Annotated in this window: 13 protein-coding genes; 6 read left to right on the forward strand and 7 right to left on the reverse strand. The window is 70.9% G+C overall.

The genetic code is table 11. The features are described 5' to 3' along the window. Nucleotides 1–10: 10 nt before the first annotated feature. The 3 genes from IO33_RS0125945 to IO33_RS0125955 form a co-directional block, all read right to left on the reverse strand. Nucleotides 11–1,258 carry an McrC family protein gene (locus tag IO33_RS0125945; RefSeq protein WP_245235890.1) on the reverse strand — a complete coding sequence of 416 codons (1,248 nt, stop codon included), beginning with the start codon at nt 1,256–1,258 and terminating at the stop codon, nt 11–13. Beyond that, entirely contained in the window at nt 1,255–3,081 is a 1,827-nt protein-coding gene (locus IO33_RS0125950; protein ID WP_031169159.1) for a DUF4357 domain-containing protein, read from the reverse strand. The genes IO33_RS0125945 and IO33_RS0125950 overlap by 4 nt, the downstream gene beginning before the upstream one ends. A 105-nt stretch (nt 3,082–3,186) precedes the next feature. Then, nucleotides 3,187–3,633, reverse strand: a complete 447-nt coding sequence (locus IO33_RS0125955) for an ATP-binding protein (RefSeq protein WP_031169161.1) — start codon at nt 3,631–3,633, stop codon at nt 3,187–3,189. Nucleotides 3,634–3,789: 156 nt separating this feature from the next. Here IO33_RS0125955 and IO33_RS0125960 point away from each other — a divergent pair, with 156 nt between their 5' ends. Continuing rightward, nucleotides 3,790–4,671: a helix-turn-helix domain-containing protein gene (locus IO33_RS0125960; RefSeq protein ID WP_031169163.1), complete on the forward strand. Its 882-nt coding sequence runs from the start codon at nt 3,790–3,792 to the stop codon at nt 4,669–4,671. After that, the gene (locus IO33_RS0125965; protein WP_031169165.1) at nt 4,668–4,886 is read left to right on the forward strand and encodes a DUF397 domain-containing protein; all 219 of its coding nucleotides are present in this window, start codon (nt 4,668–4,670) and stop codon (nt 4,884–4,886) included. The genes IO33_RS0125960 and IO33_RS0125965 overlap by 4 nt, the downstream gene beginning before the upstream one ends. An 88-nt stretch (nt 4,887–4,974) precedes the next feature. On the opposite strand, the gene IO33_RS0125970 is transcribed toward IO33_RS0125965, so the two are convergent. The 3 genes from IO33_RS0125970 to IO33_RS0125980 form a co-directional block, all read right to left on the reverse strand. Continuing rightward, the gene (locus IO33_RS0125970; protein WP_031169167.1) at nt 4,975–7,920 is read right to left on the reverse strand and encodes a DEAD/DEAH box helicase; all 2,946 of its coding nucleotides are present in this window, start codon (nt 7,918–7,920) and stop codon (nt 4,975–4,977) included. 41 nt (nt 7,921–7,961) lie between these two features. Further along, nucleotides 7,962–14,288: a protein kinase domain-containing protein gene (locus IO33_RS0125975; protein WP_031169169.1), complete on the reverse strand. Its 6,327-nt coding sequence runs from the start codon at nt 14,286–14,288 to the stop codon at nt 7,962–7,964. Nucleotides 14,289–14,503: 215 nt separating this feature from the next. Further along, on the reverse strand, nt 14,504–16,033 hold the full coding sequence (locus IO33_RS0125980) for a helix-turn-helix domain-containing protein (RefSeq protein ID WP_031169171.1): 1,530 nt from the start codon (nt 16,031–16,033) through the stop codon (nt 14,504–14,506). A 207-nt stretch (nt 16,034–16,240) separates the two neighbouring features. On the opposite strand from IO33_RS0125980, the gene IO33_RS0125985 reads away from it, so the two are divergent. The 3 genes from IO33_RS0125985 (at nt 16,241) to IO33_RS0125995 (ending at nt 20,221) form a co-directional block, all read left to right on the forward strand. Next, complete coding sequence (locus IO33_RS0125985) at nt 16,241–16,882, forward strand: hypothetical protein (protein WP_157857904.1); 642 nt, start codon at nt 16,241–16,243, stop codon at nt 16,880–16,882. Between the two features lie 238 nt (nt 16,883–17,120). Beyond that, complete coding sequence (acnA, locus tag IO33_RS0125990; protein WP_031169175.1) at nt 17,121–19,838, forward strand: aconitate hydratase AcnA; 2,718 nt, start codon at nt 17,121–17,123, stop codon at nt 19,836–19,838. Between the two features lie 146 nt (nt 19,839–19,984). Beyond that, a complete protein-coding gene (locus IO33_RS0125995; RefSeq protein WP_031169178.1) occupies nt 19,985–20,221 on the forward strand; it encodes an ATP-binding protein in 237 nt (78 codons plus the stop codon). A 19-nt stretch (nt 20,222–20,240) separates the two neighbouring features. Here IO33_RS0125995 and IO33_RS0126000 read toward each other — a convergent pair whose 3' ends face one another. Continuing rightward, the gene (locus IO33_RS0126000; protein WP_031169180.1) at nt 20,241–22,907 is read right to left on the reverse strand and encodes a SpoIIE family protein phosphatase; all 2,667 of its coding nucleotides are present in this window, start codon (nt 22,905–22,907) and stop codon (nt 20,241–20,243) included. A gap of 498 nt (nt 22,908–23,405) precedes the next feature. On the opposite strand from IO33_RS0126000, the gene IO33_RS0126005 reads away from it, so the two are divergent. After that, the gene (locus IO33_RS0126005; RefSeq protein ID WP_031169182.1) at nt 23,406–26,678 is read left to right on the forward strand and encodes a GH92 family glycosyl hydrolase; all 3,273 of its coding nucleotides are present in this window, start codon (nt 23,406–23,408) and stop codon (nt 26,676–26,678) included. Nucleotides 26,679–26,703: the final 25 nt, after the last annotated feature.

Here is a 26,703-nt window from a genome sequence, read left to right on the forward strand (position 1 = left end):
TTATGGGTGATCACGAACGGAGGGCGCTCACGGTCAGCCGACCGGCGATCTCCCGGAGCGCTGTGAGGAGTTGTACGGGCTCGCGGGAGAGGTCGAGACTGTGCTGGTACAGCCGCACGCCCCGCCCGCCCGGCCCCGCCGCCGTTCCCCGCACCTCATGGAAGCGCTCCGGCTGTCGTCCGGCGGCGTACACGAGATGCGCCTCGGGCAGACCGAGCACGGTGGCGTAGGCGAGCGCCTGGTACAGGTCGGCGTTCAGGAGTCCGTCGGCTTTCTCGACCTTGTACTTGGCGTCGACGACGGCCAGCGGAGTACGGCCGTCGCCGGTACGGACGACCAGGTCGGGCCGGATGCGTACGAGACCCGCGAGGTCGAGGTGATGGGGGTCCTGGAGACGCGCGGTCAGGCCGCGCTCCCGAAGAGCCTCGCGCAGGGCGGATGTGACGAAGTCCTCGAACAGCTTGTTCATGTCGAGCAGAAAGCCGTCCACGGCGAGCGGATCGCCCCCGGCCGGCCGGTGCTCCGGCGAGGAGCCGCGCAGGACGGCTTCGGCGAGCCGCAGCGCGGGCTGGTACCGGGAGTTGAGGCGCGACGGCTGCCAACGCGGCAGTTCCTGCCCCCGTATCAGCGGCAGAACATCGGCGAGACGTACACGCTGATGAGCGAGGCGCCGCCGGAGGGGACCGGGAACGCCCGGCAGCCGCAGCAACCGCTCGGCGGCGGCGCGCAGGATGCGGTTCTCGGCGGTGTCGACGGTGTACGCGTCGTAGCCGATCTCCACGGGCGGCGTACGGCCGAAGTGCCGCCGGATCTGCTCGGCCTCACGCAGCCGCCCGCGCACGACCAGCGCGGACTCCTCCACTTCCCGGTAGCCCTGGAGGATCCCCTGCCGCAGTGCTCCGTCCAGCTGCCGCTCCACCGCGTGCGCGAGTGCGGGGACGACGTCGTCGTACGCGCCGGTGTCGACGGTGCCCTCCCCGCTGTCCCGCCAGGCGCGGGCGGGGTCGAGGCTGAACCCGAGAAGGAAGAACAGCCGGCTCACCGGGGTCTTGGGCATGATCCGTACGACGGGACCGCCGGGTGTGCGCACGGCGCCGACGCGGCTGCCGGCCCGCAGGAGCCAGTGCCCGCTCCGGCGGGGATCGGGGGTCGCGCTCTGCAGGATGCCGGAGGCGGCCAGCACCCGCCCGGCCTCGGTGCTCAGCGGGACGGAGACGGCGGGCCCGTATTCGCGGAGCGAGACGTCGGGCACGGTCACGGGCGCTGCTCGCGCAGGGAGTCGAGGCCGTAGCGGGCGGCGACGTCGAGGCCCTCGCCGTAGTGGTGTTCCTCCAGCAGAGGAAGGATCTTCGTGCGCCAGGTCCGTTCGAGCCCGCCGTCGCGGTACACGCCCGGCTTCATCAGGTACGACGGCCCGATGGCGAAGTCGGCATCGTCGATGAGGGAGTTGAGGGCGTCGAGAAGGCGGGCGGGCTCCAGCTGTCTGCCCTCGCGCTCCAGCCAGCGCGCGAGCAGGCCGGCGGTCGGTTCGGTGCGCGGGGACAGCTCCACGAACGCGAAACGGCGCCGCATCGCCGCGTCGACGAGGGCGATCGACCGGTCGGCGGTGTTCATCGTGCCGATCACGAAGAGGTTGGGCGGCAGTGCGAAGTCGTCCCCGGAGTAGGTGAGACGGACCGACTTCGTCCGGTACTCCAGGAGGAAGTACAGCTCGCCGAAGACCTTCGCCAGATTGGCACGGTTGATCTCGTCGATGATCAGGAAGTGCGGGATGTGCCGGTTGCCCTCGCGGGAGGCGAGATCGGCGAGCTCCCGGAGCGGGCCCGCCGTCAGCCGGAAGGCCACCTCACGCGTCTCGGGGTCCTCCACGGGCCGGAACCCCTCGAAGAAGTCCTCGTAGGCGTACGAGGGATGGAACTGCACGATCTTGACCTGCTCGGGACCGCCACCGAAGTACTCGGCCAGCCTCATCGCCAGGAAGGTCTTGCCGGTGCCCGGTGGGCCGTAGAACACCAACTGCCTCTCGTCCACGAGAAGTTCACGTATCTCGTCCAGCCAGGATCGGTCGTGGACGAGAAGGTCGGTCGCGAGCGCCTCGGTGATGTGGGGCAGTGACAGCTCTCGCTGCACCGGCCGTTCTTCGGCGGGGTGCTCGCCCGCGCCGCCGGCAGCCGCCGGGGCCGTGCGTTCCGTCTGCCCTGTGAGCCCGTCGAGCGCGTCCAGTACGGCGGTCAGGTCGACGACGTCATGCTGAACGGACAGCTTCTGCTGCACCTCTTCCGGCAGTTCCTCGTACGCATGGCTCTGCGGCAGCCAGATGACGGTCCTGCGCAGATTGGACAGTCCGCCCGGCGACGAGTTCTGCACGGCCTCCCCGGTGATTCGCCCGATGTGCAGCCGGCCGTCGCCGATGGTGGCGACGGTGTCGCCGACGCGCATCTGCGTCAGGAAAGCGTGCAGTTCGTCGACGAGACCTCGCTTCTGGCTGTAGGAGGCCGCCCCTTCGTAGCCCTCCTCCACGAAGCGGCGAAGCGTGCTCTTGGTCGGATCGGTCTCTTCCACGGGCGGCAGATGGGCGGCCGCGAGGGAGATGAAGCCCTCCTTCAACCACAGCTGTCGCACCAGGTTGTGCCCGGAGACGTTGGAGCCGCGCACCAGCCACGCCTTGCGTGGGGGGCGCCAGCCGGTGGACAGGTAGTCGGCGAGCGGGTGGCCCTCCGCCGTGCGCCACGACTCGGGTCCGGACGCGGCGTAACCGTAGACGAGAGCGGCGGCGGCCGAGGAGGAGTTGCACTCGATGTCCCGGGTCGCCACCCAATGCGGTGGTGCCTCGGGCCGGGTGAGGTCGGCGGGAGCGTCGGCGAACCCTCCGTTCGTGCGCAGTTCGGCGCGCAGCCGACGCGCGTGGTCGCCGAGACCCGGCCACGCCTCGGCGACCACTGCCGACCCCTCCAGCAGGAGGAACTTGTGCGTGCCGTTGTCGCCGAACTCGGTGAGCAGGTGTCCGCGGGCCTCGCCGGCCTCCTTGGGGAGCTTGATGCGGAACTCGGGAGTGCCGGGGAGGCGGTCGAGCTGCGGCATGGGCGACCTTCCGGAATGAGCGAGGCCTGCGTGAACGCGCTCACCCTACCTGTTGGCGACGTCAACACACGATGGAGTCGGATGACTGGTTTTCGCCAGGCGCTTTCAGGCCGGACCGACCAGTTCCGCCCGAACGGTCTTGCCACTGGGCGGATAGGGGAGCGTCTCCCAGTGGTCGGCGACGGCGGCGACGAGCGAGAGGCCGCGCCCGCTGGTGTGGAGTGGCGTGTCAGATGCGGCGCTCAGGGGACGGCCCTGCGGCCACCTGTCCCCGCGCGCGTCGGTGACGTCGACGCGGAGGAGACGGGATGACGCCTCGAACGCGAGGGTCAGTCGAAAGCTACGACCGGGCAGGCTGCCGTGGAGTACGGCGTTCGCCGCAAGCTCCGCGACGACGATCTCGGCACGCTCCGTGAGGTCCTGTGGGGCGGCCCAGGACTGGAATTGGCTCAGGGTGAGCAGCCGGGCGAGCCGAGCGCCGCGCCGTGTGGAGGAGAGCAGCTGCGTGAAGGTGACTGGGCAGGTGGTGAGTTGGGGAGCGGGTTGGTTCATGGCGCCAGAGTGGCGTCAGCTGCGGGGCGTTGCGAGCCCTGGACCCCGTACGCGGAGTCAGCGTACGGGCACGGGGAGTGGACAGTACGCGTGCCCGGCCGTCACGCTGAGTGTTGAATGTGTGCGGGCCCGTGCGGCTGGAGAGAGGGGCGGCGGATGGACATCGTCGAGGCGGAGGGGGCCACGGGCGTAGGCGCCCGGACGGTTCCGGCGGGGGAGTGGGAGCGGGAACCCCGTCCGTCGGACAGTCTGCGTACATTCGGTGCGGTCGTCCAGGCGTTACGCGAGCATGCGGGGCTCAGCCGGGGAGAGCTTGCGGCTGTCGTCCAGTACTCCAAGCACACGGTGGAGTCGGTGGAGTTGGGGCGACGGATGCCGGACGAGGCGTTCGTCGAGCGCGCGGAGGAGGCAACCGGCAACACCGGGGCGCTGCGTAGGGCCGCTCGTCATCTCAGCCGGGGTGAGGTGGGGCTCGCGGCGTGGTTCCGGCGGTGGGCTCGGCTGGAGCGGGAAGCGGTGAGCCTGTGCACGTACGAGTGCCGGCTGGTGCCGGGGTTGTTGCAGTCGGAGGCGTATGCGCGGGCACTCTTCGAGAACCGGATTCCGCTGCTGACGGATGAGCAGTTGGAAGCTCAGGTTGAGGCGAGGATGGAGCGGCAGCGGATGCTGTATGAGCGTCCGACAGTTCCGTTCCACTTCATCGTCGAGGAAGCGGTCCTGCGACGGAGGCTGGGTGGTGCCGAGGTATGGCGCGAGCAGCTGAACCACGTCCTGGAGCACACGTTGCCTCGCAATGTGACGTTGCAGATCATGCCGCTGGAAGCCGAGTACCACTCGTGCATGGATGGGCCTCTGCGTCTACTGGAGACCCCCGAGGGGCGTCGACTCGCATACTCGGAGGGCCAGGAGAGCGGGCGGCTGATCGGCGACTCGAAAGAGGTGAGAGTTCTCCAGCAGCGCTATGACACACTGCGGTCGCAGGCCCTGCACCGCAAGGATTCCTGGGCCTTGCTGGAGCGACTGCGAGGAGAGACATGAGCGCGCCGGAACTCGCCTGGTTCAAGTCAACCTATAGCGGTAGCTCGGGCGATGACTGTGTGGAGGTCGCCGCCACCGAGCAGGCCGTCCATGTACGGGACTCCAAGGACCTGGCCCGCCCGCCCTTCGCCGTGGCCCGCGAGGGCTGGGCGCCCTTCGTGAGGTTCGTGTCGGGTGACTCGGAGGCGTATCCGAGCCCGGCACGGTTGATGTAGCGGTCGCCGAGACAGAGCGGCTTGAGGTACTCCCAGGCGCGCTCGGCCTCGTCGCAGGCCAGGGCGGTGCGGGTGGCGGCGACGGGCATCAGGCTCCGGCTCCGGACACAGTAGACGCCGGCTGCGGCAGGTAGACGTACACGCCGAGGACGTCGGCCGGCTCCTGCGGGACGACCTTCAGGCCGCGGACGATCTCCTCGTTGGCCTTGCGCACCCGGCGGTGCGAGGCGTCGAGTTCGGCGGCCAGGCGCGTGCCGTACTCGGTGAGGTGCGCCGACAGGTCCGGCAGGCCGTCCAAGGCGCGGGTGATCTGGTTGCGGGCGAGCTGCTCGTGGGTGTTGGCGCTGGCGCGGGCCGCGAGGAGCGCGGTAGCCGCGTCGTCGTCCAGCCAGCGGGCGCGCGAGGGCATCCCCTCGTACGCGAGCAGCCGGGCGTCCTCCGCGACCAGCTGCCGTTCGCCGGTGCGGGACGGCAGCGTGAGGTGGAAGCGGTAGCGGACCAGGAGGAGCGTGGTGCGGATCGTGACCGCGTCCGTGGTCACCACACCGCAGCGGCGGGCCGGGCGGGGGCCCGGGGTGTTCGCGTCGAGGGCCGAGTCCAGGACGTACGAGGCGATGGCGCCGATCGCCGGGTCGGTGCGGACCAGCGCGGCCTCGCCGCGGGCGATCGCCGGTGTCGTACGGAACGGGATCTCCCGGTCCTCCTCGATCAGCCGGCCGCCTAGCGTGGCGGCGAGCGCGTCGCGCAGGCCGGCCGGGGCGCCACCGGCCTGGGCGGTGAAGTCGCCGCTGCCGTCGCGCGGGTCGCGGACCAGCGCGTCCAGGTCGCGCAACGCCTCCAGGGCGAAACCGCGCACCTCGTCGGCGCCGCCGAGCGCGGCCCGTACGGCGGCGACCTCGCGCGCCACCTCCTCCGGGTGGATCGCACGCTGGGCGTACTTGGAGCGGGACGTCTTCTCCCGCTCGGCGGCCGAGTTCCACTCGCGCTCGATACGGTCGAACGACTCCTGGTGGCCGTCCAGGTCGAACAGGCTCTCCTGGCTGCCCTGCCGTCCGTGCAGCAGCAGCCACTCCACGACGGCGTCGGTGACGCCGGAGGCGGTCTCGTCGGGGACGGAGACGGAGATGCCCAGGTCCTTCTTGATCTGCCGGTGCTTCTTGAACAGCACGTCCAGGACCTTGCCGTCGATGCCGTTGTCGTCACCGAACATGGTGATGACACGGACCTGGTCGCGCTTTTGGCCGTAACGGTCGACTCGGCCCTCCCGCTGGTCGTGGCGGGTGGGGTTCCAGGCCAGGTCGTAATGGACGACGGCATCGAAGTGGTGCTGGAGGTTGACGCCCTCGGAGAGGCAGTCCGTGGCGATCAGCACGCGGCGGACGGCGGGGTCGCCGGCCTCCTCGGCGGACTCGGCGGCGAGCTGCTCGATGCGCTCCAGACGCTGCTGCGGGGAGAGGGTGCCGGTCACCGCGGCGATCTTCGTCTTCTTGCCGAGCTTGCCTTCGAGCTGTGCGGCGAGGTACTCGGCGGTGGGGATGTAGCGGCAGAAGACGATCGGGTGGTAGCCGTCGGCGATCAGGCCCTTCAGATGCCGGGTGAGCGCCTTCAGTTTCGCGTCCTCGGCCGGGCCGACCAACTCCGCTGCCCGCTGGGAGAGTTCGAGCAGCCGGGCACCCGCCTCCTCCGACTCGGCGGCGCCCGGCGCGACGTCCATGCCCTCCAGCCGGTCGTTCTCGGCGGAGTCGGCGGCCACCGGGGCGCCCAACGCGTCCGCCTCCTGCGCGGTTCGGGCGGTGGCGGACTCGGAACGGGTCTTCAGGGTCTGCGCGGCGGCCGCGGGTGAGGACACCATCGAGCGCAGGAGCGCGATCACCGACCACCAGGCGATCCGGGCCTCCCGCTTGCCCTGCTCCCCGGCCGCCGTGACGCGGTCCCGCGCATAGGCGATGGCGTCGTCGAGCAGCGCCCGGTAGGCGGGCGTCAGCTTGTACGGCTCGTCCTTGGTCCAGCGGTCGGACGGGAAGGCGGTCCGCTCGGCCAGGGAGTCGTCGGCGAGGCCGTCCTCCTTGGTGAGGTAGGTGCGGACGTCGGCTCGCTTGCGGGCCACGAAATGCTCGGCGAGCTTCGCGCGCCCCGCCGGCGCCTCCAGGTCCAGCGTGGCGAGTTCGGGCCGCACCAGGCCGAGCAGGTTGCGGAACGCGGACTCCTTGCCGGAGTGCGGGGTCGCGGTGAGCAGGAGCAGGTGCCGGTCGGCGTCGGCGGAGACCCGGCGCAGCAGCTCGTACCGGAGCTGGTTCGCGGCGGACGACGTGCCGCCCTGCGCGGTGTCGTCGGCCGCCACGCAGGCGTGGGCCTCGTCGACGATCACCAGGTCGGGGCAGTGCCGTACGAAGTCCTCACGGTGGCGGGTCGACTTGATGAAGTCCGTCGAGATGATCGTGCAGGGATGCTTGTCGAACAGGGACTGGCCCAGTTCCAGGCCGCGCTCCAGACGCGACACCGTGGAGGCCAGGACCAGTTCGGCGTCGATGCCGAACTTCTCCCGCAGCTCGCCCTGCCACTGCTCGGCCAGGGCGGGGGAGCAGAGCACGGCCAGCCCGGTCGCCTCGCCCTGGGCGAGCAGCTCCTTGGCGACCAGGCCGGCCTCGACCGTCTTGCCGATGCCGACGTCGTCCGAGATGAGCAGGCGCACGGTGCGCTGACGCAGCGCCATCAGCAGCGGGACCAGCTGGTAGGCCCTGGGCTCCACGGCGATCGACGCCAGGGAGCGGAACGGGCCCGCACCGGAGCGGAACCCGATGCGCAGCGCCGTGCGCAGCAGACCGGCGGCCCGCTGGTCGCCGAGGTCGGCCGGGCTCGGCGCCGCGAACTCGGCCGGCCGCACCTCCTCGAAGGCGGGGAAGACCGCCGCGATGTCGTCCTCGCTCCCACCCAGGGGGCGCAGCACCAGCATGTCGGAGGCGCTCTCGGGCAGCACCACCCATTCCCGTCCGCGGGCGGCGACCAGGGAGCCGGCTGTGTACGTGAGGCTCATGAGATGTCTCAGTTCCTAGAGGTCGGGAGCCGGTCAGGCGATCAACGGAGGTGGAAGTAGGCGGCGTTGTCGTCCACGATGGCGTCCCAGTCCGCGTCCGCCGGGAAGCGCAGGACGTCCCAGCCGGCGTCCTCCAGGCGGTACCCCGCCTCGACGTCACGGGTGGAGTCGGCCGTGTGGCCGCGGACGTCGACGAACACGGCGAGGTTGGCACCGTCCAGGCGGAAGACGAGATCGGGGCACGCACCCGCCTCCGGGACGAGGACACCGGCCTCGTCCGGCAGCCGGTAGCCCTTCGCCCTCAGCCAGCCGAGCAGGTCGCCCTGTGCGACCAGCGCCGCCAGATCCGCCTCCACCGGGGTCGGCGAGTCGTTCCCGGTGCGGGGAGCCAGCCTGCGGAACCGCTCGCTACGGGACTCGCCGCGGTCCTCCCGCTCGGTACGGGCGTCGGCCAGCCGCACCAGCAGCGGTCGGGCGGCGTGCCGGCTCAGCTGGCGGTGGTGGGTCTGGTTGGCGTAGGTCAGCAGGCAGGCGTAGCAGCCGCGGGCGCACTTCTCGCCGTGCGCGGGGCCGCCCTTGTCCTTTCCGGTCTTCCGGTCGAAGTGGCAGATCTCCAGCGCGGTCCGTGCGGCTTCGGCGAGGGCGTCCTTGTCGTGCTGGAGCCGGCGCAGCACACCGGCGCCCCCCTCGGCGGCCTCCGTGAACAGCATGCGGCGGCGCGGACCGTCGTCCGGCGGCAGCAGCTCCGCGGTCAGCTCGGAGTCCTCCAGCTCGAACGCCGCCTCGATGCCCCGCTCCAGCGCGTACAGGAACGACAGGGCCACCGGCTCGGGCAGCGGCTCCTCCAGGGTGACCACGAGGATGTTGCGGCGGTCCTCCACGAAGGGCAGGACCCGCTTCTTGCGGCGCTTCTCGTTGCCGTCCTCGTCGACCACGGGCATGCCGGTGCCCTCGATGGCGTCCGCGGCGGCCCGGTCGTTGAGCCAGCGGCCGTCGCCCAGGTCCAGCCAGTAGCCGTCCGGCTCGCCCTCCTTGTCACGGACGCGGCCGAGGTTGGTGATCCGGACGGTCGCGGAGTCGCCGTAGTCCAGGTCGAGGACGGGCGCCCCGCCGGCATCGGCGACATGCGAGGTGAGGCGTCCCTTGCGGGCGCCGTGGTCCTGGAACGCGTACGAGGTCTCCAGACGGAAGCCGGCCCGGCGGCGCTCCTCCTCGTCGGAGGAGATCCGCTCGCGCGGCGTGGTGTACACGGTGTGCAGGTGGAGCAGGCCGGTGCGCTTGCCCCGCAGCTCCTCCCCGCACATCGTGCACTTGTCGGAGCCGGGCTTGACGGCGTAGTGATAGCCGCAGCCGTCGCAGCGCCGGGCCTCCGCCGTCGCCAGCTCGCCCGAGGCGTCCGGCGGCAGCTGCACCCGGGTGACCTGGTAGCGGGCGCCCTCGTGGTAGATGAGCGCGCCGGGGCCGAACTCGCGGATCGCGAGGAACCGGGGACGCTGCAGATAGTCGCCGTCGGCGGTGCGGCGGTTGCCCGAGCGCGGGATGTACGCGGCCAGCGGCAGCCGCGGGAAGCTGTAGCCCGGCAGGAACCCCTCGGACGCCAGATAGCGGTACGGATTGAAGTCGCTCATCACCGACTTGCTGTCGACGGAGCGGTTCAGCAGCAGGTTCGTCTGCGTCTCCGCCTCCCGCCGGCGACCGCGCGCCCGGCTCTGCTCGCCCGGGGAGAGGGTGTGGTCGACGACGCGCTTGTTCTGCTCGTACTGGTCGATGACGGCCGCCCGGAACAGATCCCGCCACCGGTCGAAGGAGGCGTCGAACTTGTCCGGGGCCCGCTCGATCCGGTCCTCGATCCACTCGTCGTACCACCAGGTGGTCGACTCGAACTCCGCGATCAGCGGGGCGAGGACGGTACGGGCGGTGGCGGCCGCGCGTCTGCGGGCGTCCTCGTCCAGGGACGCGCTGAGGATGTCCGGGAGGAGGGGCAGCGGCATGTGCGGGTCGGGGCGGTCGCCGCCGTCGGGGTCGTAGGCGACGTCGATGACCTCCGGGATCGCGATGCCCAGCTTCATGCCGGTCTCCGCCAGCCAGATGCCCTGCAGATGGGAGCGGACCAGATCCTCGTTGGCCAGGTCAAGACGCGGCGGGGCCACCTGCCCCGACACCATGTCCTGGGAGCGGCGGAAGTAGTACTGGTCATGGCTGTTGCCCGTCGCGCAGTACGTCGTCACCAGCGCGGGCTGACCGGAACGGCCCGCCCGGCCCGAGCGCTGGGCGTAGTTCGCCGGGGTCGGTGGCACATTGCGCATCATCACGGCGTTGAGCGAGGAGATGTCCACGCCCAGCTCCATCGTCGGCGAGCAGTACAGCAGCGGCAGTTCGGCGTCCCGGAACAGCCTCTCGCGCTCCAGACGGTCCTCGGGAGTGACCTGAGCGGTGTGCTCCCGTGCGAACAGGCCGGCCAGCTCGGCCGCCGCGGTCCGGTACAGGTCGCGGAAGAACGGGTTGACGCGCGGGCCCTCGCCGCTGGTGTAGGTGCGCGCCAGGGGGTCGGTCGCGCCCCGCTCACCGTTTCCGGCCCGCCAGATCAGCGCGGCGGCCGACACCCGGTAACCGGTGCGCTTCTGGGCCGCACGGCGGCGATAGGCCGGACCGGACTGCTCGGGGGTCGCGTCCACCTCGCACACCAGATGCGCGTCGCGCAGCACCTTCAACAGGTCCTCGATGACCTTCTGTACGTCGTCGAGGGGGAGGTCGCGCAGGTCGGGGATGTTGCGCCGCAGGTACTTGCCGAACTTGCCGCGCGCCGACAGGAACTGGGCCGTCCGCTCCATACCCGGCCGCGAGCCGTACGGGTACGCGGTGCCGACGGAGGGCCGGTCGCTCTCGCCGAGCACCCACGGCCCGGTCAGGCGCTCTTCGCTCGCCCGCTGCAAGGTGTCGAAGTCGTCGCGGAAGTACTGCACATCGATGGCGAGGGCGCGCCGCATGAAGTCGAGCAGCGTCCGGGCGACCTCCTCGCGCAGTGCTGGATCGGCGTCGCGCAGTGCGGCCTGCGCGGGCTGCCAGCGTTCGGGGTGAGCGGCGATCCAGCCCAGATCCTCGTAGTCGATCCGCAGCAGCCCCGTCTGCTCCAGGTTCGGCATGGTGATGCGCCAACCGCGCTCCAGATCGCGGTAGAGGCGGTACCCCACGACGTCCCGGAACGCCTTCGTGGCCCGGCGCTCCATGGACGGAGCCAGGTCGGTGCCGGCCGCGTACTCGCGGGGCGTCAGGCCCATCACCTCGGTGACGGCCTCGGCGAGATCGTCGTGGCGCAGCCCCTCCTCACCGGAGCGCACCGCTGCCTGGTAGAGGGCGCCGCGCAACTGGGTCACCTGAGCGAAGTCGTTGAAGTGCCCGGCCTGCAGCGAGGCGTCCTGCCGGTTGTCGACGAAGGTGAGGAGCTTGCGCGCCTCCTTGCTCAGGCTCTCCTCCGGTACCGCCCGCAGGGACTTCACGATCGACGCGGAGATCAGAGAGGTCGCCGAGGAGCGTCCCTCCTGATCCAGGGTGGCGAGCTTGGCGAAGTCCCGGCCGCGGGTCTGCTCGTAGGAGACCTGACAGTGCACGCAGAACAGGAACGGTGCCGGGACGAACGCCGCCACCAGTCCCTCGCCCGACTCGTTTCCATGGGCGTCCACGACGACACGCTTGGGCAACCGGGGCCTGTACGACTTCTTGACGACCGTCACACCCTGCGCGTCCGACTCCAGCCACGACTCCGGCAACCGCCGGTCGTCCACGGCCTTCTGCGGATCGGCCGGCCACTCGTAGTCCTCTCCCGGCATGCCCAGGTAGAGGTAGCCCTCGCCCTCGCGGCCCCCGGAGGCGGAGGTGTCCCGGCGCGGCTCGTACCGGAACGAGCCGCCGTCCCCGGCGCGCCAGACGGTCAGATACTCCTGGCCGCACTCGCGGCAGAAAGCCAGCGGGAACAGCGGCTTGCCGTCGCTGTCCGGCTGCTCCAGCTGATAGGTGCGGGTCAGCGGCCGGGTGAGCGGGTCCTCCAGCGTCGTGTAGACGGTGTCGCCCTTGGAGAGGAACTGGTGCAGCCGGAACGCGAACAGCGGCCGTTCCGTCACCGGATGCTTGGCCTGCGCACCTGCCTCCAGGGTCGTCCGGATCGCCTCGCGCACGCTCTCCTCGGCCACCCCCGACTCGGCGGCCAGCTCGGCCGCCGCCTCCTCGACCGTGCCCGGGGCACAGCGGCGCAACCGCCCCGTGCCCTTCTCGCGCTCCAGACCGAACCGGGACTCCACCCAGCGGGCCAGCGGGTCCTTCGTCAGTGCCTCGTACGAGCGGGGCGCCGCCGGGACCCGAAGCCGCTCGGCGGGCACGGTCGCGGGGGCCTCCTCGGTCGCCCGGACCAGGGTCTCGCCGATCACCCGCTTCGGCAGCAACGTCGTACCGAACAGCCGGCCGGCGACCCTGGCCACCTCACGCTGCTGCTCCTCCCAGGAGCCCTCGGTGGACATGGTCGCCGAGGTACCGATGCACTGCAGGGTCGCGGACGCGCGGCAGGCCTCACGGACCCGGCGGATCAGGAACGCCACGTCCGCGCCCTGGCGGCCCCGGTAGGTGTGCAGCTCGTCGAAGACGAGGAACTGGAGCCCCTCGGCCTTGTGGATCAGGCCGGACCGGTCGTCGGGCCGGGTCAGCATCAGCTCCAGCATCACGTAGTTGGTCAGCAGGATGTCCGGCGGGTTCCTGCGCAGCTGCCGGCGGTCCTCGTCGGATTCCTGGCCGGTGTAGCGGGCGAAAGTGACCGGCTCGCGCCCCTTCCCGAAACCGTGGCGCAGGTACTTCTCCAGCTCTCCCAGCTGCGAGTTGGCCAGCGCGTTCATCGGGTAGACGACGATCGCGCGCACCCGGCCGACCGCGTTCGGCCCGGCCGCCTGACGCTCCTTCAGGACGCGATCCACGATCGGGACGATGTAGGAGAGCGACTTGCCGGAACCGGTGCCCGTGGTGAGCACGTAGGAGTCGCCCGCCTGCGCGGCCTCGATCGCCTGCCGCTGGTGAAGGTGGAAGGTGAGGGGCCGGCCGTCGGGGCGCGGCGAGGTCTCCTTCTTGCCGGCCTGGAAGATCTCCGCGCACTTCGGGTGCAGCACGTCGTCCCGCACGAGGTCGGTGACCTGGCCGCCGTCGGCGAAGAACGGATTCAGTGACAGCCAGGGGTCGGGCCACTGCGACTTTGCCGCCAGGTCGTCCGCGACGAAGCCGTCGATGCGGGCGTCCCGGATCACCGTCGCGCTCTTGGTGAAGTCCTCGTACTCGCTGATCAGGTCGGCGTGGATACCGAAGACGTCCATCGCCTCGGGCAGCCGCGGCTCTCTGCGCGGCATCGGCGCGGGGGCGGCCGGGGCGGGTTCGGGGAGCAGGGCACGCAGGCGTGCCACCGGGTCCATCGCCTGCCAGTGGGGGGCCAGCAGGGCGGCCGTGTCGTCCGGTGCGAGCGCGAGCGGGATCAGCGCCTCGTGGACCTGGGCGGCGTTCTCGGGCCGGTGTTCAGCGTCTTTCTCCAGGAGGCGGTCCACCAGCCGGACCAGCTCGGCGGGCAGGTCGGGGCGCACCAGAGTCAGCTTCGGCGGGTCCTCGTGCTGGTGCTGTCCGGACAGCTCGTAGGGGGTCCTGGCGGAGAACGGCGGCCGTCCGAGCAGCAGCTCGTACAGGATGCAGCCGAGTGCGTAGAGGTCGGCCGAGGCGGAGACATGCTCGGCGCGGAACTGTTCGGGTGCCATGTAGCGGGCCGTGCCGACGCTGACGCCCGTGCTGGTCAGCCGCGTCTGGTCGGGATCGTCGACGACCGAACCCATGCCGAAGTCGAGGATCTTGACGGTGCCGTCGCGGGTCAGCATCGCATTGGCCGGCTTCAGATCGCGGTGGACGACCCCGGCGGTGTGGGCGGCGGTGAGGCCTGCGGCGATCTGCGCCCCGACGGCGGCGGCCCAGGAGACAGGCAGCTGGGGCTCCTCGTCGATGAGGTCGGCGAGCGGATGACCGTCCAGCAACTCCATGGCCAGGTAGGGCAGGCCGCTGCCGCCGGGCGTGCGGTCCACACCGCCGTCTATCAGCAGGGTGAGGTTCGGGTGGCCCTGGGAGAGCATGCGCATGATCCGCACTTCACGGCGGAAACGGTCGATCTCCTTGCTCGGCCCTGACGCGTCGACGGCGACGCCGGTCCGGGCGCGAAGCACGGTCTTGACCGCGACCTCCCGGTGAGGGGAGTCCGGGGCGGCCTGGAGGTCTTCGGCCCGGTGAACTTCCCCCATGTTCCCGCGCCCGAGGATCCCCGTGATCCGGAACCGTCCGTCGACCGTCTCCTGGCTCACTGGCCCTCCCCGTTTCACCCGTCGCATACAAGGTGGGTACACCGCGTAGGGAGCGTATACCGTCACCCGTTGGCGAGCATCACATCCTTCTGTTGACAATGCCAACAGAAGGTCCCTCTCCTGCGTCGTGGCGGGATCCAGAGACGCCGCCGCGTCTATCCCGACCTGTGTTCGTGCTGGTCGGAATGGATGCGGCGGCGCTCATCCGGAGGGGGTCAGATGTCCCGGAAGATCTCGATCTGCGCGCCGATCGAGTTCAGGCGCTCGGCCAGGTCCTCGTAACCCCGGTTGATGACGTACACGTTGCGCAGGACCGAGGTGCCTTCGGCCGCCATCATCGCCAGCAGGACGACCACGGCGGGGCGCAGGGCCGGCGGGCACATCATCTCGGCGGCGCGCCAGCGCGTCGGCCCCTCGACCAGGACCCGGTGCGGGTCGAGGAGTTGCAGCCGGCCGCCGAGGCGGTTGAGGTCCGTGAGGTAGATCGCGCGGTTGTCGTAGACCCAGTCGTGGATGAGGGTCTGGCCCTGCGCCACCGCCGCGATGGCCGCGAAGAACGGGACGTTGTCGATGTTCAGGCCCGGGAACGGCATCGGGTGGATCTTGTCGATCGGCGCCTCCAGCTTGGAGGGCCGGACGGTCAGGTCCACCAGCCGCGTACGGCCGTTGTCCGCGAAGTACTCGGGGCTGCGGTCGTGGTCGAGGCCCATCTCCTCCAGGACCGCCAGCTCGATCTCCAGGAACTCGATGGGGACGCGCCGCACGGTCAGTTCGGACTCGGTCACCACGGCGGCGGCCAGCAGGCTCATCGCCTCGACCGGGTCCTCGGAGGGGGAGTAGTCCACGTCCGCGTCGATGTTCGGCACACCGTGCACGGTGAGCGTGGTGGTGCCGATCCCCTCGACCTTGACGCCGAGGGCCTCCAGGAAGAAGCAGAGGTCTTGGACCATGTAGTTGGAGGAGGCGTTGCGGATGACCGTCACGCCGTCGTGGCGGGCGGCGGCCAGCAGCGCGTTCTCGGTCACCGTGTCGCCGCGCTCGGTCAGTACGATCGGGCGGTCGGGCCGCACGGTGCGGTCCACCTGGGCGTGGTACTGACCCTCCGTGGCCGCGATGTCGAGGCCGAACCGGCGCAGCGCGATCATGTGTGGCTCGATGGTCCGCGTGCCCAGGTCGCAGCCGCCCGCGTAGGGCAGCTTGAAGTGGTCCATACGGTGCAGCAGCGGACCGAGGAACATGATGATCGAGCGGGTGCGTACGGCGGCGTCCGCGTCGATCGCCGCCATCTCCAGCTCGGCGGGCGGCACCAGTTCCAGGTCGACGCCGTCGTTGATCCAGCGGGTGCGCACGCCGATGGAGTTCAGCACCTCCAGCAGGCGGTACACCTCCTCGATCCGGGCGACCCTGCGCAGCACCGTGCGCCCCTTGTTGAGCAGGGAGGCGCACAGCAGGGCCACACAGGCGTTCTTGCTGGTCTTGACGTCGATGGCGCCGGACAGCCGGCGCCCGCCGACGACGCGCAGGTGCATCGGACCCGCGTAACCCAGCGACACGATCTCGCTGTCCAGGGCTTCACCGATTCGGGCGATCATCTCAAGGCTGATGTTCTGGTTCCCGCGCTCGATGCGGTTGACCGCGCTCTGGCTGGTGCCGAGTGCCTCCGCGAGCTGGGTCTGTGTCCAGCCTCGGTGTTGCCGGGCGTCACGGATGAGCTTGCCGATGCGTACGAGGTAATCGTCTGCCATGAGGTTGAGGTTATCTCAGATATGAGATGGCGCCCGTTGGGGGGTCCGTTCGGGTGACGGGCGTGACGCCCCGTCAGCGCTGCCTGGCCGTAACGGTGTGAGCCACCCGGAGAGATCCGGGCAAATCGACCGATGTCGTATGACACTCGGTTACCCGGGCAACCCCTGTCCATGTGTATCCCTCTCTGTTCCCGAAGGGGGATACACATGAGGACCAGGATGCGCCGGCGGCTCGTCGCCGCGCTGCTCGTCGGCTGTTGCACGCTCGTCTCCTGCGGGGCGAAGCACGCGGACACGGCCCGGGACGACGCACCGGCGCCGCGCGCGACGGTGCTCGACAAGGCGTGCGATGTCGAGAACCCTCCGCAGGACACGACCGACGACCAGGGGCTCCCGGACGCGACGACGGACGACCAGGAGCTCCCGGACACCACCACGGACGACCAGGGGCTCCCGGACACGACGACCGACGACCAGGAGCTTCCGGACACCACCACCGACGACCAGGGGGCGCCCGCGGGCGACACCACGGAGGACGGCGCGGACGTGCCGGGGGCCGGTCCGCACCGCTGGTTCTCGATGGCGCGCGAATTCCGCGCGTACCTGACGACGAAGGCCCCGAAGGGGGATGCCGCCGTCGCCGCCCATGTCACCCGGGTCTGCGTCCGCACGCCCGACGACAGCGGTCGCACGGAGGCCGACGTATGGGTCGACTACGGCGTGTGGCAGGACGACGAGCTGAACGACGCCGCCAAGGCGTTCGTCCACTGGCGGCGGTCCGTGTACGGCGACCACGGCCACGTGACGGCCCTGGCTCCCGCCAAGATGGACACCGAGCTGAGCTGGTAGCCGCCGCGGGGTGCGGACCGGGCCGGGTGCGGCCCCGGGCCGGGTCGGGTACGGGTTGGGCATGACCATCCAGCGCCCATGTACTACTGTTATCTCGACATCGAGATATCTGCCGAGGCGCACCGTAGCCGCCACTCCAGTAAGGCCTACCTAACTTAGCCTGACCTTACTGGATCGGCCAAGCCGGCGTGGCGGCACGATTGACGGTGGTACGCGCACATCAATGAAGGAGACTGTCGTGTCGGCGAACAGCTTCGACGCCCGCAGCACGCTGCAGGTGGGCGACGAGTCGTACGAGATCTTCCGGCTGGACAAGGTGGAGGGCTCGGCCCGCCTGCCGTACAGCCTCAAGATCCTGCTGGAGAACCTGCTCCGCACGGAGGACGGCGCGAACATCACCGCCGACCACATCCGCGCGCTCGGCAACTGGGACTCCCAGGCCCAGCCCAGCCAGGAGATCCAGTTCACGCCGGCCCGCGTGATCATGCAGGACTTCACCGGCGTGCCCTGTGTCGTGGACCTCGCCACGATGCGTGAGGCCGTGAAGGAGCTCGGCGGCGACCCCGCCAAGATCAACCCGCTGGCGCCGGCCGAGCTGGTCATCGACCACTCCGTCATCGCCGACAAGTTCGGCACCAACGACGCCTTCAAGCAGAACGTCGAGCTGGAGTACGGCCGCAACAAGGAGCGCTACCAGTTCCTGCGCTGGGGCCAGACCGCCTTCGACGAGTTCAAGGTCGTCCCGCCGGGCACCGGCATCGTCCACCAGGTGAACATCGAGCACCTGGCCCGCGTCGTCATGATCCGCGACGGCAAGGCCTACCCGGACACCCTGGTCGGCACCGACTCGCACACCACGATGGTCAACGGCCTCGGCGTGCTGGGCTGGGGCGTCGGCGGCATCGAGGCCGAGGCCGCCATGCTCGGCCAGCCGGTCTCCATGCTGATCCCGCGTGTCGTCGGCTTCAAGCTCACCGGTGAGCTGCAGCCCGGCACCACCGCCACCGACCTCGTGCTCACCATCACCGAGATGCTCCGCAAGCACGGTGTGGTCGGCAAGTTCGTCGAGTTCTACGGCGAGGGTGTGGCCGCCACCTCCCTGGCCAACCGCGCCACCATCGGCAACATGTCGCCGGAGTTCGGCTCCACCGCAGCGATCTTCCCGATCGACGACGAGACCCTGAACTACCTGCGCCTGACCGGCCGTTCCGACCAGCAGGTCGCGCTGGTCGAGGCCTACGCCAAGCAGCAGGGCCTCTGGCTGGACCCGAAGGCCGAGCCGGACTTCTCCGAGAAGCTGGAGCTCGACCTGTCGACGGTCGTGCCCTCCATCGCCGGCCCGAAGCGCCCGCAGGACCGCATCGTCCTCGCGAACGCCGCCGAGCAGTTCAAGCTGGACGTCCGCAACTACGTGGACGACGTCGACGAGGCGGGCAAGGAGTCCTTCCCGGCCTCCGACGCCCCGGCCGCCCACCGCAACGGCTTCCCGTCCAACCCGTGCCAGGTCACCGCCCCCGACGGCACGACCTACGAGCTGGACCACGGTGCGGTGACGGTCGCGGCCATCACCTCCTGCACCAACACCTCCAACCCGTACGTCATGATCGGCGCCGCCCTCGTCGCCAAGAAGGCGGTCGAGAAGGGCCTGACCCGCAAGCCGTGGGTCAAGTCCACCCTCGCCCCGGGTTCGAAGGTCGTCACCGACTACTTCGAGAAGGCCGGGCTCACCCCGTACCTGGACAAGCTGGGCTTCAACCTCGTCGGCTACGGCTGCACCACCTGCATCGGCAACTCCGGCCCGCTGCCGGAGGAGGTCTCCAAGGCCGTCAACGACCACGACCTCGCGGTCACCTCGGTCCTGTCCGGCAACCGGAACTTCGAGGGCCGTATCAACCCCGACGTCAAGATGAACTACCTGGCGTCCCCGCCGCTGGTCGTCGCGTACGCCATCGCCGGCTCCATGAAGGTGGACATCACCCGTGACGCCCTGGGCACCGACCAGGACGGCAACCCGGTCTACCTGAAGGACATCTGGCCCTCCGAGGCCGAGGTCAACGACGTCGTCGCCAACGCCATCGGCGAGGACATGTTCGCGAAGTCGTACCAGGACGTCTTCGCCGGCGACGCCCAGTGGCAGGCGCTCCCGGTCCCGACCGGCAACACCTTCGAGTGGGACCCCGAGTCGACCTACGTCCGCAAGCCCCCGTACTTCGAGGGCATGCAGCACGAGCCGGCCCCGGTCACCGACATCATCGGCGCCCGCGTCCTGGCCAAGCTCGGCGACTCGGTCACCACCGACCACATCTCCCCGGCCGGCGCCATCAAGGCCGACACCCCGGCCGGCAAGTACCTCACCGAGCACGGTGTGGAGCGTCGTGACTTCAACTCCTACGGCTCCCGCCGAGGCAACCACGAGGTCATGATCCGCGGCACGTTCGCCAACATCCGCCTGCGCAACCAGATCGCGCCGGGCACCGAGGGCGGCTACACCCGCGACTTCACCCAGGCCGACGCGCCGGTGTCGTTCATCTACGACGCCTCGCAGAACTACCAGGCCGCCGGCACCCCGCTGGTCATCCTGGGCGGCAAGGAGTACGGCTCCGGCTCGTCCCGCGACTGGGCCGCCAAGGGCACCGCGCTGCTCGGCGTCAAGGCCGTCATCACCGAGTCGTACGAGCGCATCCACCGCTCGAACCTCATCGGCATGGGCGTGCTGCCGCTGCAGTTCCCGGCGGGCCAGTCGGCCGACTCGCTCGGCCTGACCGGCGAGGAGACCTTCTCGATCGAGGGCGTGACCGAGCTGAACAACGGCACGACCCCGAGCACGGTCAAGGTCACCACCGACACGGGCGTCGAGTTCGACGCGGTCGTCCGCATCGACACCCCCGGTGAGGCCGACTACTACCGCAACGGCGGCATCATGCAGTACGTGCTGCGCAACCTGATCCGCAAGTAAGCGGCACAGGGCGGTCGAGGGCCGCGTTCCCGGTACCGGGAACGGGGCCCTTCGCCATACCGTGACCGGGTCATCGCCCCGGCCCGGTCGAACACAGCCTTCTCCCAGCGGACCGGCACAGAACCGCTGCACTCCGGCCCGCGCTGGTGCCCGCCGTCTTCGACCCCTTCACCTGTGCCGACCCCTCGCGCACCCGCAGCGGCCTCGCCGAGGGCGGCTCGGGCCTGGGGCCGGCGGTCGCGGCGGCGATCACCGGCGCGCACCAGGGGCGCATCGACGTGCACAGCGACCCTGGCCGCACCGGGTTCACCCTCAGCCTCCCCGCCTCCCTCGCGGCGGCCCGCCGCGTCGTCCGGTGCGAGCGAGGAGCCGCCCCGGGCTGAGCCCCGCCCGCGGGCCGGCTCAGTCGACGAGGAACTCGCCCAGGTCCGGCAGGTCCGGCACGTCCGGCACGGTCAGTTCGGCCCAGATCACCTTGCCCTGGTCCGTGTAGCGGGTACCCCAGCGCTCGGCCAGCTGCGACACCAGGAACAGACCCCGGCCGCCCTCGTCGGTCGTCGCCGCGTACCGCAGATGCGGTGAGGTGCTGCTGGCGTCGGCCACCTCGCAGATCAGCGTGCGGTCGTGGATCAGCCGCACATGGATCGGATCGGAGCCGTAGCGGATGGCGTTGGTGATCAGCTCGCTCAGCACCAGTTCCATGCCGAAACCCAGCTCGGACAGGCCCCACTGCTCCAGCCGGCCGGAGACGGCGGCGCGCATGCCCGACACGGCGGCGGGGTCCCGCGGCACGTCCCAGTCGGCGACCTGGTCGGCCGGCAGCGCGCGGGTCCGCGCGATCAGCAGCGCCACGTCGTCCACCGGCCGCTCGGGCAGCAGCGCGTCCAGCGCCGCCTGGCAGCTCTCCTCCGGCGTCCGCTCGGGGTGACCGGCCAGCGCCCGGCGCAGCAGCTCCATGCCCACGTCCAGGTCGCGCGTACGGTCCTCGATGAGCCCGTCGGTGTACAGCACGAGCTGGCTGCCCTCGGGAAGGTCCAGCTCGGCCGTCTGGAACGGCATGCCGCCCAGGCCCAGCGGCGGCCCGGCCGGCACGTCGGGGAAGGTCACGCTGCCGTCGGGGTGGATCAGCGCCGGTGCCAGATGCCCGGCGCGGGCCATGACACAGCGGCGCGTCACGGGGTCGTAGATCGCGTACAGGCAGGTGGCGCCCACGATCTCCCCGGCGGTCTCCGGACAGGTCTCGTGCTGGTCGATGCGGCCGACCAGGTCGTCCAGATGGCTGAGCAACTCGTCGGGCGGCAGATCGAGGGTGGAGAAGTTGTGCACCGCGGTACGCAGCCGGCCCATCGTGGCGGCCGCGTGCAGACCGTGTCCGACCACGTCGCCGACGGCCAGCGCCACCCTGCTGCCCGGCAGCGGGATCACGTCGAACCAGTCGCCGCTCACTCCGGACTGGGCGGGCAGATAGCGGTAGCCCACGTCGAGGGCGCTCTGCTCGGGCAGCGTGCGCGGCAGCAGGCTGCGCTGGAGGGTGACCGCGAGGGCGTGCTCACGGGTGTACCGGCGGGCGTTGTCGATGCTCACCGCGGCCCGGGCCACCAGCTCCTCCGCCAGCGACAGCTCCTCGTGGTCGAAGGGCTCGCGTTTGGACCGCCAGAAGTTGACCATGCCGAGCACTTCGCCGCGGGCCTGGATGGGGGCGGTGACCAGCGAGTGGATGCCGAATTCCACGATCTGCCGGGCGCGCTCCGGGTCCTGCGCCTGCCAGTCCTGCGCGCTGGACAGATCGGTCACCAGCTCGGAGCGGCCGGCGTCGTAGCCGCGCGCCTGCGGGGTCGAGGGCAGGAAGTCGATCAGCCGGCCCTTCTCGTAGAGCGGATGGTCGTCCCGGATGCCGCCCACGGCCACACGCCGCATGTCCGTCGCCGTGGGGCCCGGCTCCTCGCCGTGCAGGACGGCGTCGGCCACGTCCACGGTGACGAAGTCGGCGAAGCGGGGGACGGCGACCCGCGTCAGCTCGTCGGCCGTACGGACCACGTCGAGGCTGGTGCCGATGCCTAGCCCGGCGTCGTACAGCAGCTCCAGGCGCTCCCGCGTGACCTCCGCCCGGCCCGACACCGCCTGCAGCTCGGTGGAGTCGCGCAGGGTCACCACGGTGCCGCCGGGGCCCCCCGCGCGGTCGGTGGGCCGCTGGTTGACCGCCAGCAGCCGGCCCCCGGCGAAGTGCACCTCGTCGCCCGCCTCGCGGCCGGAGACCAGCAGCTCCGTCATCGCCGGGTCGAGGCCCGGCAGTTCCCGCACGGTGCGCCCCTCGACGTCGGAGGGCAGCTCCAGCAGCCGCCTGGCCTCGTCGTTCGCGAGCAGGATCCGCTCGTCGGCGTCGATGATGAGCACGCCCTCCCGCACCGAGTGCAGCACCGTGTCGTGGTGCTCGTACATGCGGCTCATCTCGTCCGCCGCCAGGCTGTGCGTCTGCCGCCGCAGCCGCCGGCCCACCAGCGCCGTGCCGCCGGTGGTGACCACCAGCGCGCCGGCCCCGGCGGTCAGGATGATCGGCAGTTGCCGGTCCACCGCGTTGGTCACGTTCTTGACCTTCAGCCCGGCGGAGACGAGGGCGGTCACCCTGCCGTGGTCGTCGTCGATGGGAACGGTGGCCTGGACCTCGTGGCCGAGCGGGCCGTGGACGCTCTCCGTGTAGACCTTCCCGGCCAGCGAGGGTCCGATCCGGCCGACGAAGCGGTGACCGATCTTGCTGGGGATGGGGTGGGTGTAGCGGATGCCCTTGGTGTTCATCACCACGATGAAGTCGACGCCCGCCGACTTGCGCCCCCTCTCGGTGAGGGGCTGGAGCACCTTGGACGGGTCCTTGGTGTGCAAAGCCTGGAGGACGCCGGGGGAGTGCGCGAAAGTCTCCGCCACGGCTATGGAACGGCGCTTGGCCTCCATGCCGGTGTCGCGTTCCGACTGCAGGACGAGTGCCAGGACGCCGCAGACCACGAGCAGCACCACCAGCGCGATCTGGAGAAGGAAGACCTGGCTGGCCACGCTCCGCGGGCTCCGGTGGACCATGGAACGCCATGACTTACGCCTGAATCGGGCGAAACAGTCCGACATGCGGCATTTCTAGCACCGGTCGCGCGCGTTGACTATGCCGGTCCACGAGATGGACGCCACATTTAATCGCCTCGCAGGTCACAGGACCCGCGTCGAGCAACACGCGTCACGCCCGCATCGCCCGGATGTGTCCGGCGGAGATGCTCGGGCGGACCCGGTGGCCATGCGCACCGGGTCCGCGAGCCGGGCGGGTGAGGGGGGTCGGTGTCCCGCCCGGGTGGTGCTGGCTTGTGTGTCGTGAGGTGTGCGACAACGTTGTCGAATGGTCTGTACATGACTCTACCGCCTGAACCGACAACGATGTCAACCCACTTGGGGTAGCCCGACCGGGTGACCCCGGCGCGCGCCCACGGCGTGTACGCGGTCTTCCGTGGTACCGCTGGCGCACGTTACTGTCCCTGCGGCTTGTGCGACCTGTGGTGCGCGACCCGTCCATGAAGGAGGAAGGGCCGCGTGCGTTTCAGACCCTTGTCCCTGCTGCTCGCCGCGCTGCTCGCGACCGGCGGCGTCACCGCCACACCCGCCCTCGCGGCGACCGTCGTATCCCCCGGTCTCGTCAAGGACCCCACCTCGTACGTCGATCCGCTGATCGGCACCAGCAACGGCGGTGACGTCTTCCCGGGCGCCGTCGTCCCCTTCGGCATGCTCTCCTGGAGCCCCGAGAACACCAGGGGCGACGCCACCAGGACCGCCGCTCCCGGCGGCTACCAGTACGACGCCACCCGCGTCCGTGGCTTCAGCCTCACCCACATGTCCGGCACCGGCTGCGCGGGCGGCAGCGGCGACATCCCCTTCTTCCCGTACGCCGGCCAGGTGACCTCCTCACCGGCGAGCGACACCGAGGACGCCGTCTACGCCTCCGACTTCACCCACGCCGACGAGACCGCCGAACCCGGTCACTACAAGGTGGGCCTGGCCTCCGGCGTCACCGCCGACCTCACCGCCACCGCACGCACCGGCTCGGCCCGCTTCACCTTCCCGTCCGGCAAGCCCGCCTCGCTGCTGGTGCGCACCGCCCGCTCCGAGGTCGGCTCGCAGGACTCGTCCGTCACGATCGACCCGGACAGCCGGACCATCTCCGGGTCCGTCACCTCCGGAAACTTCTGCGGCTATCTGGATCCGGAAGGCCGGCGCGCCTACTACACCCTCTACTTCACCGCCCGCTTCGACCGCGCCTTCACGGGCACTGGCACCTGGCAGGACGACCGGCTGGACCCCGGCTCACTGACGGCCTCCGGCGGCACCGGCGGCTTCTCGCACGGCGGGCGGCCCGTCGCGGGCAAGGGCGCCGGCGGCTATGTCGAGTTCGCGCCCGGCACCGGTCCGGTGAACGTCAAGGTCGGCATCTCCTACGTCAGCCGGGCGGCGGCCGAGGCCAACCTCGCCGCCGAGAACCCGCCCGGCCGCTCCTTCGACGCGGTCGAGAGCGCGGCCCGCCGGGCCTGGCGCGAGCGGCTCGGCGCCGTCCGCGTCGGCGGCGGCACGGACGCCGACCGCACCACCTTCTACACCGCGCTGTACCACGCGCTGCTGCACCCGAACGTCATCAGCGACGCCGACGGCCGCTACCGGGGCAGCGACGCCGAGGTGCACCGGGTGGGCCACGGCCACCGCGCCCAGTACGGCACCTTCTCCGGCTGGGACGTCTACCGCGACCAGCTGCAGCTGCTCACCCTGCTCGATCCGCGCACGGGCTCCGACATCGCCCAGTCGCTGTACGAGCTGGCCCGGCAGAACGGCGGCACCTGGGACCGCTGGCTGCACGGCGCGAGCGGAACCCACGTCATGAACGGCGACCCCTCACCGACCGCGCTGGCCGGCATCCGCGCCTTCGGCGGCACAGACTTCGACCTGCACGGCGCGCTGGACTCGCTGGTCCAGGCGGCCACCGTGCCGACCGAGCAGGACCTGTCCCCGGCGGGCAAGCCGGTGCTGTCCGCTGGCCAGCGGCCCTCCCTGGACAAGTACCTCAGGCTGCACTACATGCCGAGCGTCTCCAACGCCTGGGGCGGCGCCGCCGAGACCCTGGAGATGTCCACGGCCGACTTCTCCCTCTCCCAGCTCGCCGCGGCGGCGGGCGAACAGGACACCCGGGCCGCCTTCGCCCGCCGCGCCCAGTGGTGGCAGAACAACTTCGACATCGCGGCCGATCCCGGCGGCGGCTACATCGCCGACCGCAAGGCCGACGGCAGCTGGGTCACCGGCTTCACGCCCGGCACCGGCAACGGCTTCGTGGAGGGCACGGCGGCCCAGTACACCTGGATGGTCCCGCACGACCCGGCGGGCCTGTTCGCCGCGCTGGGCGGCCGGGACAAGGCGCTCGCCCGGCTCGACGGCTTCTTCCACGACGACGACGGCGGCTGGGCCTTCACCGGCCACGGCGGCACCAGGTCCGAGCTGGACAACGAGCCGTCGATCAACGTCCCCTACCTGTACGACTACGCGGGCGCCCCGTACAAGACGCAGGAGACCGTACGCGCCGCCATGCGGCGGCTGTGGTCGACCGGGCCCGGCGGGATCCCCGGCAACGACGACCTCGGCGCGATGTCGTCCTGGTACGTCTTCTCGGCCCTCGGCATGTACCCGCAGGTGCCCTCCCGCGCCGAACTGGTCCTCGCCTCACCGCTGTTCCCGCGCGTCGAGATCAGCCGTCCACAGGGCAACGACATCTCCGTGCGCGCGACCGGTGCGGCGGCCGGCGCACCGTACATCCGGTCCCTGAAGGTCGACGGCCGTGACAGCGACCGCCCCTGGCTGCCGGCGTCCTTCGTCCGCGACGGCGGCCGGCTCGACTACACCCTGTCCGCCACCCCCGACCCCACCTGGGGCGCGGACAGTCCGCCACCGTCCTTCCGCGAGGGCGAGCAGCCCTACCAGATCGGCGTCGGTCCCACCGCCGCCACCGTCGCCCCCGGCGAGAGCACCAGGACCGTCGTGCGCGCCCTGTCGCTGACCGGCGGCACCGGCCCCGAGGTGCGCTTCCGGGTGGACACCCCGGCCGGCGTCACGGCCACCCCCGCCGAGGGCACGGTCACCGACGGCGCCCAGGAGATCACCCTGACGGCCGCGAAGGACGCCGCGCAGGGCTTCGCCACCGCCACGGTGACGGTGACCTCGGGCGACACCTCCTACCGGCAACCGGTGTCGCTGACCGTGGCCGCCCCCGGCACCCTGCTCGCCGCCTACGACAACACCGCGGTCTCCGACGACACCGGCGACCACGACGAGGCGGACTACGACGGCGGCGGCTGGAGCTACTCCCGCCAGGCCCTCGCGGCGGCCGGCCTGACGCCCGGCGGGCAGGGCACGGTCGAGGGCCTCGCCTTCACCTGGCCCTCCTCGCCCGACGGCCGCCCGGACAACGCCACGGGAGCCGGCCAGACCGTACAGCTCCCCACGCCCGCGGCCACGCTGTCCTTCATCGGCAGCGCGGTCAACGGCAACCAGCAGGCCAAGGCGACCGTCACCTACACCGACGGCACCACCGGCACCGTCGACCTGTCCTTCACCGACTGGACCGTCGGCGGCGGGGGCGGCACCGTCCAGTACGACAACCGGGTCGTCGCCAGGACCCCGTACCGCAACGTCGCGGGCGCCGACCAGGACCCGGTGGCCACCTACGTCTTCGCCACCAGGCCGTTCACCGCCCCCGACGGCAGGGCCGTCCGCAGCGTCCGGCTCCCGGACAACGCTGACCTGCACGTGTTCACCCTCGCCACGAGCTGAGGCACGAGAGCGGCCGTCCCCCCGG

Source organism: Streptomyces durhamensis (assembly GCF_000725475.1).
GTDB lineage: Bacteria > Actinomycetota > Actinomycetes > Streptomycetales > Streptomycetaceae > Streptomyces > Streptomyces filipinensis.

What these genes read in the sequence shown, in the direction of transcription:
- IO33_RS0126000 (WP_031169180.1), bottom strand. Translation starts at nt 22,907, where the DNA reads ATGGTCCACCGGAGCCCGCGGAGCGTGGCCAGCCAGGTCTTCCTTCTC.
- IO33_RS0125985 (WP_157857904.1), top strand. Translation starts at nt 16,241, where the DNA reads ATGAGGACCAGGATGCGCCGGCGGCTCGTCGCCGCGCTGCTCGTCGGC.
- IO33_RS0125950 (WP_031169159.1), bottom strand. Translation starts at nt 3,081, where the DNA reads ATGCCGCAGCTCGACCGCCTCCCCGGCACTCCCGAGTTCCGCATCAAG.
- IO33_RS0125965 (WP_031169165.1), top strand. Translation starts at nt 4,668, where the DNA reads ATGAGCGCGCCGGAACTCGCCTGGTTCAAGTCAACCTATAGCGGTAGC.
- IO33_RS0125960 (WP_031169163.1), top strand. Translation starts at nt 3,790, where the DNA reads ATGGACATCGTCGAGGCGGAGGGGGCCACGGGCGTAGGCGCCCGGACG.
- IO33_RS0125980 (WP_031169171.1), bottom strand. Translation starts at nt 16,033, where the DNA reads ATGGCAGACGATTACCTCGTACGCATCGGCAAGCTCATCCGTGACGCC.
- IO33_RS0125955 (WP_031169161.1), bottom strand. Translation starts at nt 3,633, where the DNA reads ATGAACCAACCCGCTCCCCAACTCACCACCTGCCCAGTCACCTTCACG.
- IO33_RS0125970 (WP_031169167.1), bottom strand. Translation starts at nt 7,920, where the DNA reads ATGAGCCTCACGTACACAGCCGGCTCCCTGGTCGCCGCCCGCGGACGG.